The sequence below is a fragment of the Stenotrophomonas maltophilia genome, from assembly GCF_003970865.1.
Lineage (GTDB): Bacteria > Pseudomonadota > Gammaproteobacteria > Xanthomonadales > Xanthomonadaceae > Stenotrophomonas > Stenotrophomonas maltophilia_AR.
The window spans coordinates 133,085-142,249 of the sequence record NZ_RXLZ01000001.1 but is presented as its reverse complement, the minus strand read 5'-3'; the positions used below and the strand labels follow the sequence as shown (position 1 = coordinate 142,249).

9 protein-coding genes are annotated in these 9,165 nt (G+C 66.5%); 4 read left to right on the top strand and 5 right to left on the bottom strand.

The genetic code is table 11. From position 1 onward, the window contains the following. From sucB to EKL94_RS00670, 3 genes are all read left to right on the top strand, one after another. The coding region (gene sucB, locus EKL94_RS00680; RefSeq protein ID WP_260473338.1) for a dihydrolipoyllysine-residue succinyltransferase at positions 1-952 on the top strand (952 nt) is incomplete at its 5' end. 63 nt (positions 953-1,015) lie between these two features. After that, on the top strand, positions 1,016-2,452 hold the full coding sequence (gene lpdA / locus EKL94_RS00675) for a dihydrolipoyl dehydrogenase (protein ID WP_126927574.1): 1,437 nt from the start codon (positions 1,016-1,018) through the stop codon (positions 2,450-2,452). Positions 2,453-2,608: 156 nt separating this feature from the next. Further along, the gene (locus tag EKL94_RS00670; RefSeq protein ID WP_126927573.1) at positions 2,609-3,037 is read left to right on the top strand and encodes a hypothetical protein; all 429 of its coding nucleotides are present in this window, start codon (positions 2,609-2,611) and stop codon (positions 3,035-3,037) included. Here the strand turns inward: EKL94_RS00670 and EKL94_RS00665 are convergent. Next, positions 3,029-3,925 carry a LysR family transcriptional regulator gene (locus EKL94_RS00665; protein WP_260473337.1) on the bottom strand — a complete coding sequence of 299 codons (897 nt, stop codon included), beginning with the start codon at positions 3,923-3,925 and terminating at the stop codon, positions 3,029-3,031. The two genes, EKL94_RS00670 and EKL94_RS00665, sit on opposite strands and share 9 nt — an antisense overlap. 123 nt (positions 3,926-4,048) lie before the next feature. Here EKL94_RS00665 and gstA point away from each other — a divergent pair, with 123 nt between their 5' ends. Next, positions 4,049-4,651 (top strand): glutathione transferase GstA, encoded by a 603-nt coding sequence (gene gstA / locus EKL94_RS00660; RefSeq protein ID WP_126927571.1) that lies wholly within the window; start codon positions 4,049-4,051, stop codon positions 4,649-4,651. 25 nt (positions 4,652-4,676) lie between these two features. On the opposite strand, the gene EKL94_RS00655 is transcribed toward gstA, so the two are convergent. The 4 genes from EKL94_RS00655 to EKL94_RS00640 all read right to left on the bottom strand — a co-directional run bounded on the left by EKL94_RS00655 (position 4,677) and on the right by EKL94_RS00640 (position 9,135). Continuing rightward, positions 4,677-4,916, bottom strand: coding sequence for a hypothetical protein (locus EKL94_RS00655; RefSeq protein ID WP_185829965.1), 240 nt, complete (start codon positions 4,914-4,916; stop codon positions 4,677-4,679). Positions 4,917-4,921: 5 nt separating this feature from the next. Next, positions 4,922-5,134, bottom strand: a complete 213-nt coding sequence (locus EKL94_RS00650; protein WP_005410275.1) for a hypothetical protein — start codon at positions 5,132-5,134, stop codon at positions 4,922-4,924. A gap of 168 nt (positions 5,135-5,302) precedes the next feature. Then, positions 5,303-6,892 (bottom strand): alkaline phosphatase D family protein, encoded by a 1,590-nt coding sequence (locus tag EKL94_RS00645; protein ID WP_126927569.1) that lies wholly within the window; start codon positions 6,890-6,892, stop codon positions 5,303-5,305. Next, a complete protein-coding gene (locus tag EKL94_RS00640; protein WP_126927568.1) occupies positions 6,892-9,135 on the bottom strand; it encodes a TonB-dependent receptor family protein in 2,244 nt (747 codons plus the stop codon). Before EKL94_RS00640 ends, EKL94_RS00645 begins: the two co-directional genes overlap by 1 nt. Positions 9,136-9,165 lie beyond the last annotated feature (30 nt).

The following is a 9,165-nucleotide window of genomic DNA, read 5'->3' as shown; positions in this document are numbered from 1 at the left end:
CACCAAGAAGCGGCCCACAGGGGAGGGGCCCCTGCGGCGGGCCGGGGAAGTGGTAAAAAAGACACCCCCCCCCCGTCCGGCCCCGGCTGCCAAGTCGGCCGCCGACACCCTGCCGCCGGGCGCCCGCTTCACCGCCATCACCGAAGGCGTGAACCCGGCCGACGTCGACGGCACCGGCCGTCGCGGCGCGGTGACCAAGGAAGACATCGTCAACTTCGCCCGCAACGGCGGCGCCGGCAAGGCCGGTGGCGCACGTCCGGAAGAACGCGTGCCGATGACCCGCATCCGCAAGCGCATCGCCGAGCGCCTGATGGAGTCGAAGAACTCCACCGCGATGCTGACCACCTTCAACGAAGTCGACCTGTCCAAGGTCTCGGCGGCGCGCAAGGAACTGCAGGACGAGTTCGTCAAGGCACACGGCATCAAGCTGGGCTTCATGAGCTTCTTCGTGAAGGCCGCTGCCAACGCGCTGCAGCGCTTCCCGCTGGTCAACGCCTCGATCGACGGCGACGACATCATCTACCACGGCTACTCGGACATCTCGATCGCCGTCTCGACCGAGAAGGGCCTGGTCACGCCGGTCCTGCGCAACGTCGAGCGCATGTCGTTCGCCGACATCGAGAAGACCATCGCCGACTACGCCAAGAAGGCCCGTGACGGCAAGCTGAGCCTGGAAGAACTTCAGGGCGGCACCTTCACCGTGACCAACGGCGGCACCTTCGGTTCGCTGCTGTCGACCCCGATCATCAACCCGCCGCAGAGCGCCATCCTGGGCATGCACGCCATCAAGGAGCGTCCGATCGCCCAGAACGGCCAGGTCGTGATCGCGCCGATGATGTACCTGGCGCTGTCGTACGACCACCGCATCATCGACGGCAAGGACTCGGTGCAGTTCCTGGTGGACATCAAGAACCAGCTGGAAAACCCGGGCCGCATGCTGTTCGGCCTGTAAGACACCTCCCGCCCCTCCGCGCCTGCGCGGAGGGGTTCTGGTAATGCATCAAGGAATAATTCAATGGCTGAACAATTCGACGTCGTCGTCATCGGTGCCGGCCCGGCCGGTTACCACGCTGCCATCCGCGCGGCCCAGCTGGGCCTGAAGACCGCCTGCATCGACGCAGCGCTGGGCAAGGACGGCAAGCCGGCCCTCGGCGGCACCTGCCTGCGCGTGGGCTGCATCCCGTCCAAGGCGCTGCTGGATTCCTCGCGCCAGTTCTGGAACATGGGCCACATCTTTGGCGACCACGGCATCAGCTTCAAGGATGCCAAGATCGACGTCGAGGCGATGGTTGGCCGCAAGGACAAGATCGTCAAGCAGTTCACCGGCGGCATCGGCATGCTGTTCAAGGCCAACAAGGTCGCTGCCTATTATGGTTTTGGCGAACTGCAGCCGGGCAACGTGGTCAAGGTCACCCAGCATGACGGTTCCATCGTCGAGCTGAAGGGCACCAACGTCATCATCGCCGCCGGTTCGGATTCGATCGAACTGCCGTTCGCCAAGTTCGACGGCGACACCATCGTCGACAACGTCGGCGGCCTGGACTTCACCGAAGTGCCGAACCGCCTGGCGGTGATCGGCGCCGGCGTGATCGGCCTGGAACTGGGCAGCGTGTGGAAGCGCCTGGGCGCTGAAGTCACCATCCTGGAAGCACTGCCGGAGTTCCTGGCCGTGGCCGACGCCGAAGTGGCCAAGACCGCTGCCAAGGAATTCAAGAAGCAGGGCCTGGACATCCGCCTCGGCGCCAAGGTCTCCAAGACCGAGATCACCGGCAAGGGCAAGAAGAAGGAAGTCGTTGTCACCTACACCGACAGCGAAGGCGAAAAGACCCTGACCGTGGACAAGCTGCTGGTGGCCGTTGGCCGTCGCGCCGCCACCAAGGGCCTGCTGGCCGAAGGCACCGGCGTGAAGATCAACGAGCGTGGCCAGATCGAAGTCGACGCGCACTGCCACACCGGCGTCAACGGCGTGTGGGCGGTCGGCGACTGCGTGCGCGGCCCGATGTTGGCGCACAAGGGCTTCGAGGAAGGCATCGCGGTGGCTGAGCTGATCGCCGGCCTGCCGGGCCACGTCAACTTCGACACCATCCCGTGGGTCATCTACACCGAGCCGGAACTGGCCTGGGTCGGCAAGACCGAAGCGCAGCTGAAGGCCGAAGGCATTCCGTACAAGGCCGGCAGCTTCCCGTTCGCCGCCAACGGCCGTGCCGTGGCGATGATCGAGCCGGCAGGCTTCGTGAAGATCCTGGCCCATGCCGAAACCGATCGCATCCTCGGCATGCACCTGGTCGGCGCCAACGTCTCCGAGCTGGTGCACGAAGGCGTGCTGACCATGGAGTTCAGCGGCTCGGCCGATGACCTGGCCCGCATCTGCCACGCCCACCCGTCGCTGTCGGAAGTGATCCACGACGCGGCGATGGCGGTCAGCAAGCGCGCCATCCACAAGGCGAACTGATCGTTCGCTGGTAGGTGCCGACCGTTGGTCGGCACGCGCCTGCAAACCAAAAGCCCCGCCTCGGCGGGGTTTTTTGTTGCCTGCAACGGCGCCGCGTGACTTGACGCTGCAATACTGCGGTTCAATGATCGCGGCATCTACCAAGGAAGGAACGCCATGCGATCGATCCCCCTCGCCCGCCCATCGCGCGCGGCAGCGACTATATTGATGGCCGCACTTGTTCCGCTGCTGGCCTGCGCCGCCGAACCGCTGGAAGGCGACTACCGCAGAGCCCCAGTCCAGCCGGTCGAGGTGAGCCCGCTCGGCGCCAACCAGATCAGGATCCGCTACAGCATGCCGGGCGAAACCCTGTTCCACTCACCCGGGGTCGATTACCGGTCCGCCGACGGCACCCTGCAGATCGCCATCCGCCGCTGCGGCGTCAAGGACAGCGGCTGTACCGCCATGGCCAAGGCCACCGCGCCCAAAGGCAACCCGTGGCGTCCGGAGGTCGTGCTGCCCTACCGCGGCGAGAAGATCATGATGATGTACAGCGATGGCCAGCAGCAGGTCATCCCTGCCCCGCTGGTAGCGGGTTCACGCTGATCCGGACGCCCGGCCCGCAGCGGCCGGGCCCAGCTCCTGCATGAACACCTGCGTTGCACGCGATGCGCGCCCCGCCTGCGAACAGACCAGGCCGAACACGCGCCGGATGCCCGGCTGCACCGGCAGCACGCGCAGGCCGTGCAGATCGTCCGGCAAGGTCGATTCCGGCACCAGCGAGACTCCAAGACCCTCGCGGGCAAGCACGCACGCGCTGGCCCAGTCGCGCACGGTCACCCGTACGTCGCTCAGCTGTAGACCGGCGTCCGCCATCAGGCGCTGACCGTTCACCGCACAGCCCCCTGTTGCGAGGATGAAGGGCTCGGCCGCCAGCTCGCTCAAGGCCACCCCGCTTTCCGTGGCGCGCCGCGCCAGCGGATGCGACTGCGCAAGCACCGCCATCCACCCATCGCTGCCCAGCATCAACGGGGCGCGATCGGCAGCGGGGTTCATCACCACGCCGGCGTCGACCGTGCCTGATTCGAGCCAGCACTCCACCTCCTCGTCGGTGCCCTCCACCGCCACCACCTCGATGCCCGGGTGACGGCGCTGGAAGTCACGCAGCAGCGCAGGCAGCACACTGGAAACGAGCGACGGGAAGGTCGCCAGGCGGATGCGTGCACCACTGAGCCCCTGGCTGTCATCGGCCAGCGCGCGGATCGCCTGCAGGCCGCCCAGCATGATGCGTGCGTGTTCGATCACCCGTTGGCCGAGCGCGGTGATCTCAACCTGACGCCGCTCGCGCACGAACACCGCAAACCCCAATGAGGATTCCAGCTGGGCCAGGGCCTGACTGGCACCGGACTGGCTGATGCCGACGCGATCAGCGCCGCGCGAGATGGTTCCCTCGTCGGCCACGGCAACCAGCAGCCGCCAATGGGCAAGATTCATCATGACTGGCAGTAGTCAAGCTTATGGCAAGAAAATCGAAGATTGATTTTACCGGATGCGACTCGCCCAGCAGACTGCCTCGCATCGGCTGGCCCAGCCGTCCTTTCCGCCTCGAGACCGTCCATGAAGCTCTACTACGCGCCCTACACCTGCTCGCTGTCACCCCATATCGTGCTGCGAGAGCTCGGCCTGCCCTTTGAGCTGGTCAAAGTTGACAACATCACCAAACAGACCGCCGATGGCCGCGATTTCCGCGCCATCAACCGCAAAGGCTATGTCGCGGCGCTGGAACTGGATGACGGGCAGGTGCTGACCGAAGGCCCGGCCATCGTCCAGTACCTGGCCGACCTGAAACCCGGATGCGCGCTGGCCCCGCCCGTCGGCAGCTGGGAGCGGGTACGACTGCAGGAGTGGTTGAACTTCGTGACCAGCGAGATCCATGCCGGCTCGGCGCCGCTGTTCAACGCCGATCTGCCGGAAGCGGCCAAAGCCTTCTTCCGGCAGAAGCTGTTCAAGCGCTTCGATCTGCTGCAGGACACGTTGGCAACGCAGGACTTCCTGACGGGACCGGACTTCAGCGTTGCCGATGCCTATCTTTTCACGGTGCTCGGCTGGTGCCGCTTCTTCTCCATCGATCTGGCGGCATGGCCGGCCCTGCCTGCCTACCTGCGCAGGATCAACGCGCGACCGGCCGTGCAGGCGGCGCTGCGTGCAGAGGCAGCATGATGTGGCGCCGAGCGTAGGCTCGGCGCTACACCTTTCCAGCGGGCTTCTTCGGCGGATCCTCACAGACTCTGTGCTGCACAACCGTATCGCCGACCTTCCATTCCTTCGCGACCCTGCAGCGCTCCTTGGCTTTCGGCACAGAGACCGCTGCAGCATTCGCCTCGTCAGCCGCAGCGGTCTGCTGGCGTTCCAGCCACACCGAGGGCGGTGCTGGAGGTGAAGCCACGGCGGGCGCAGCGAGCAGTGCCAGTGCGGTCAACAGCATGATCCTCATGCGGCAACCGGCCCGCCGCCGAGCAACCGTGCCGGCAGCATGAACAGCGCGCGCAGGAAGGCGAACAGCGCCGAGAAGGTGATGCCGACCAGGCGGAACGGCAGGCTCAGCAGCCACACGAACGGCCAGGCGATCAGGGCGAGGATCGCCAGCGGCCAGCACAGCACGAACAGCAGGCACCACACGCCGAGCGCGAACAGGGTCTTCATCACGGTCTCCTTGTGGCGGCACCTTGCCGCCTGCGGACACCTTGGCGCCCTGCCCTTGCCGCGCGCAAACGGTTTGCGACGAAACCGGGCTGGGGGCGATGAAACCGGTGGCGGGGAAACCGGAGATTCAGGAGGTTGCCGGCCAGCGGCCGGCACTACCGAACGGATTCACACCGGGACTGCGCCCGGGCGGCCGTGGCTCACCAGGAAGCGCGCCGCGGTGCGCACCGTCGCATCCGCGCGCAGCACGCTGTCGGCGAAGCGCAGCTCGGCGTCCACGGTCTGCCGGTTCAGCTGCAGCTTCCACCAGCCGCGGCGGTCGCCGTCGAAGTAGCGGATATGCGGGTTCTGCGGTATCGACGGTCCGTAGTACGGACCGTACGGCGTGTCGTCGCCGCCACTGCTGATCGCCGGGGCGATGAATTCGGTTGCCACGACCGGCGCGCTGGCCGCGTCGAAATCCAGCTTCAGGTCGTTGACGAAGGTGGAATGCCAGTCACCACCGAGCACGATGGCATTGCCCTGCCCGCCCGCCTGCATCGCCTGCAGCAGACGGTTGCGAGCCGCCGGATAACCATCCCAGGCGTCGTTCCAGAAGCGCTCGCGCGGCGTGCCACCGTCCAGCCGCAGCTGCGCCATCAGCAGCTGCTGCACCACTACATTCCAGCGCGTGCCCTGCGCGGCGGCCATCGACTGCGTGAACCAAGCCTCCTGGCCCACGCCCAGCATGCTCATGCGTGGATCCAGTGCCGCCTCGCAGCGTGGTGACTCGCCCACACCGCAGGGATTGGCCGGGCGGAACTGGCGGCAGTCCAGCAGCGTCAGCTGCGCCAGATCGCCATAGCGCAGCCGTCGATGCACGCGCAGGCCACCATTGCCCGCAGGCGTGCTGCGCATCGGCAGGTGTTCGTAGAACGCGCGATAGGCTGCCGCACGACGCACGATGAAGTCTTCGGTCGAGACGCCGGGCTTCTCCGGATGGATGCCGGAGTAATCGTTCTGCACCTCGTGGTCGTCCCAGATCACCGCGAACGCGTGGGCGGCGTGCGCGGCCTGCAGGTCTGGATCGAGCTTGTACAGCGCGTACTGGTCACGGTAGCGCTCCAGGCTCACCGTCTCGCCACTGAAACGCGCCGCGTCCAGCATGCTGCCGCGCGCGTTCTGCAACGGGCTGTACTCGTACAGGTAGTCACCGGCATGCAGCACCAGGTCGACATCACTCTTCGCGATATCGCGCAGCACCGGGTAGTAGCCACTGTTCCAGGCCTGGCAGGTGCACAGTGCCAGCCGCAGCTGCTGCAGCTGCGTGTCCAGCAGCGGCGCGGTGCGGAAATGGCCGACCGCGCTTTCCTCATCGCCATCGCAGGCGAAGCGGTAGTAGTAGTCACGGCCCGGACGCAGGCCGTTGACCTCCACATGCACCGAATGGGCCAGCTCCGGCACCGCGGCAGCCACACCGCGCTGCACCAGCCGGCGCATGCCAGGGTCTTCGGCCACGAACCAGCGCACCGGAACCGCCCGCGACGGCATGCCGCCGCCGTTGAGCGGGTCCGGCGCCAGTCGCGTCCACAGCACCGCACCCTGCGGATCCGGATCACCGGCGGCGACACCGAGGGTGAACGGATCACGCCCCAGCCGCGGCCGTGGGCCGGCCGTGGCCAGCCCCGGCATCGCCGCCAGTGCGATCGCCGCCCCCGTGCCCTGCCACGCCATGCGCAGCAGGCGACGGCGGCTTTCCGGATCCACAGGCCCGCGCATCAGAAGCGCACGGTGGCGGTGGCCATCACCTGCCGCGGCGCGCCGACCTGCATGGTCGCCAGGCTGCGGGTCGGGTCGGCGGCGTAGGTGCCGTTGGTGTTGATCGAAGACAGATAACGCTTGTCGGTCAGGTTGGTCAGGTTCAGCGCCACGGTCAGGTTCTGCGCCGGGCCCAGCGTGCCGAAGTCATAGGCCACCGAAGCATTGACCAGCCAGTAGCTCGGCACCGACACGTCGTTGGTATAGGTCACGAACCGCTTGCCGACGTGGTTGGCCGACAGGCGCATGTCCCACGGGCCCGGGGTCCAGGCCAGGGTGCTGGCGAACATCCATTCCGGGGTATCGACGGTCTTCTTGCCGCGGGTCGGCACCACGCCGTTGTTCACGTAGTCGTTGTCGTAGGTGCTGTCATTCCAGGACAGCGCGTTGGACCACGCCAGGTCCTGCATCGGCTTCAGCTGCAGGGTCGCCTCGGCGCCGCGGCTGGTCACCGAACCCACGTTGGAGAACAGCGCCGGGCAACCGAGGATGCCCACGCACTGGGCAATGGCCAGCAGGCGGTTGTCGAACTTGACGTCGTACACCGCCACCGAGGCTTCATAGCCCTGGCCATAGCCGCGCCAGCCCAGCTCGATGGTGCGCGACTGTTCCGGCTTCAGGTTCTTCGCGCTGGCGTCGAACGCTGCCTGCGGCACGTTGAACGGGCTGCCCACGCCCAGCGCATAGGCAGCCACGTTCTTGGCGAACGAGCCGAAGATTTCATTGCCTTCGTTGAGCTTGAAGTTGAAGCCGGCCTGCGGCAGCAGGCCCTTCTTCGAGGTCAGGCTGCTGTTGTTGGCGTAGCTGCCCAGCGGCGTGCGCACGCTGGTGCGGGTGTGCGGCGACTTCGCACCGATGTCGATGGTCAGGCGGTCATCGAACAGGCGGAAGCGGTCCTGCACGTAGAACTGGCGGGTGATGGTGGTGTAGCGCTGGTGCCACACGCGCTGGTCCGGGTTGCGCAGGAAGAAGTCGTCGGTGATCGGGCCGTCGATGTAGTAGAAGTTGCGCTGCACGCTGTGCCCGTTGTCCTCGTACCAGAGGCCGGCTTCCAGTTCGTGGCCACCGATGTTCCAGGTGAACGCGGAGGTCACGCCGGTGCGGTCGATCGCGTACTCGGTGGTGCGGATCGAGATCGGGATCTCGCGGCTGGTACCCGGGTTGGACGGATTGGACGGGCTGAACCAGTGGCCCTGGCCACGGTTGCTGTGGTTGTAGACATTGACCTTCAGCCGCATCGACTCGTTCAGGCCGAAATCGCCGGCGATGCTGGACAGGTCGTCATTGCGCAGCCCGTGGCCGGAGTAGTACGCATCCCAGGGGCTGTTGACGCCACCGCTGAATTTTCCGCGTGCCGCGGCGACGGCACGATCCCAGTCCGGCGCGTAGTTGTCCCAGTCCCAGCCGAGGCGATCGATCATCTCCAGCGACAGGTCCTGGTAATCGGCCTCGACGCGGCGCGAGGCGTTGAACAGCGCCGTGATCCTGCTGTCCGTTCCGAAGTTGTAGGTGGCCTTGCCGTTGAACTGCTTCAGCTCCTGCGAGCCCTTGCCCTTCCACTTGTCGCCTTCCGAGTATGCGCCGGACAGGTAGGCCGCAAAGCCCTGGTGGTCGCCGGTATCGAGGCGCGCATAGCTACGGCGCGCGTTGTCGCTGCCAAAGCCCTGCGCCAGAACCACGCCGTATTCGGTGGACGGATCGATCGAGTAGAACTGGAACACGCCGCCAAGGTTGCTGGTGGACGGCGTACCCAGCGCGCCAATGCCGGTGGAGACCTCCGCACCGCCCAGGTTCTCGCTGATCACCGCGCGGCTGATGTGCAGGCCGTTGCTGTTGCCGTAGGCCATGTTGCCCAGCGGGATGCCATCGAGGGTGTAGCCCAGGCGGTTCTGGTTGAAGCCACGCAGGCTGATGCTGGTGGACCATTCGTAGGCGCCGGTGGCATCGGCCGATTCGAAGTGCACGCCCGGCTTGCTGGCCAGCAGCTTCAGCGGGTTGGCACCCGGCGGCAGGATCTTCATGTCCTCGGCGGTCACGCGCTGCACCTGGCGGGCTTCGCCGCGGCCGATCACCGAGATCGAATCGAGGGTGGTGGCCGACGGCGCGGCGGTCGCGGGGGCGGTTTCAGCGACAGCCAGCGACGGCAGCGAAGCACAGACCAGCAGGGCCAGCAGATTGCGGCGGAGCGGAGCGTGGGACGGCATGGGGGCGGATTCCTTGGGCACGCTGGACGC

Excerpts from the sequence above, each read along its gene's own strand:
- lpdA (WP_126927574.1), top strand. The coding sequence starts at position 1,016 with ATGGCTGAACAATTCGACGTCGTCGTCATCGGTGCCGGCCCGGCCGGT.
- EKL94_RS00670 (WP_126927573.1), top strand. The coding sequence starts at position 2,609 with ATGCGATCGATCCCCCTCGCCCGCCCATCGCGCGCGGCAGCGACTATA.
- EKL94_RS00665 (WP_260473337.1), bottom strand. The coding sequence starts at position 3,925 with ATGAATCTTGCCCATTGGCGGCTGCTGGTTGCCGTGGCCGACGAGGGA.
- gstA (WP_126927571.1), top strand. The coding sequence starts at position 4,049 with ATGAAGCTCTACTACGCGCCCTACACCTGCTCGCTGTCACCCCATATC.
- EKL94_RS00655 (WP_185829965.1), bottom strand. The coding sequence starts at position 4,916 with ATGCTGTTGACCGCACTGGCACTGCTCGCTGCGCCCGCCGTGGCTTCA.
- EKL94_RS00650 (WP_005410275.1), bottom strand. The coding sequence starts at position 5,134 with ATGAAGACCCTGTTCGCGCTCGGCGTGTGGTGCCTGCTGTTCGTGCTG.
- EKL94_RS00645 (WP_126927569.1), bottom strand. The coding sequence starts at position 6,892 with ATGCGCGGGCCTGTGGATCCGGAAAGCCGCCGTCGCCTGCTGCGCATG.
- EKL94_RS00640 (WP_126927568.1), bottom strand. The coding sequence starts at position 9,135 with ATGCCGTCCCACGCTCCGCTCCGCCGCAATCTGCTGGCCCTGCTGGTC.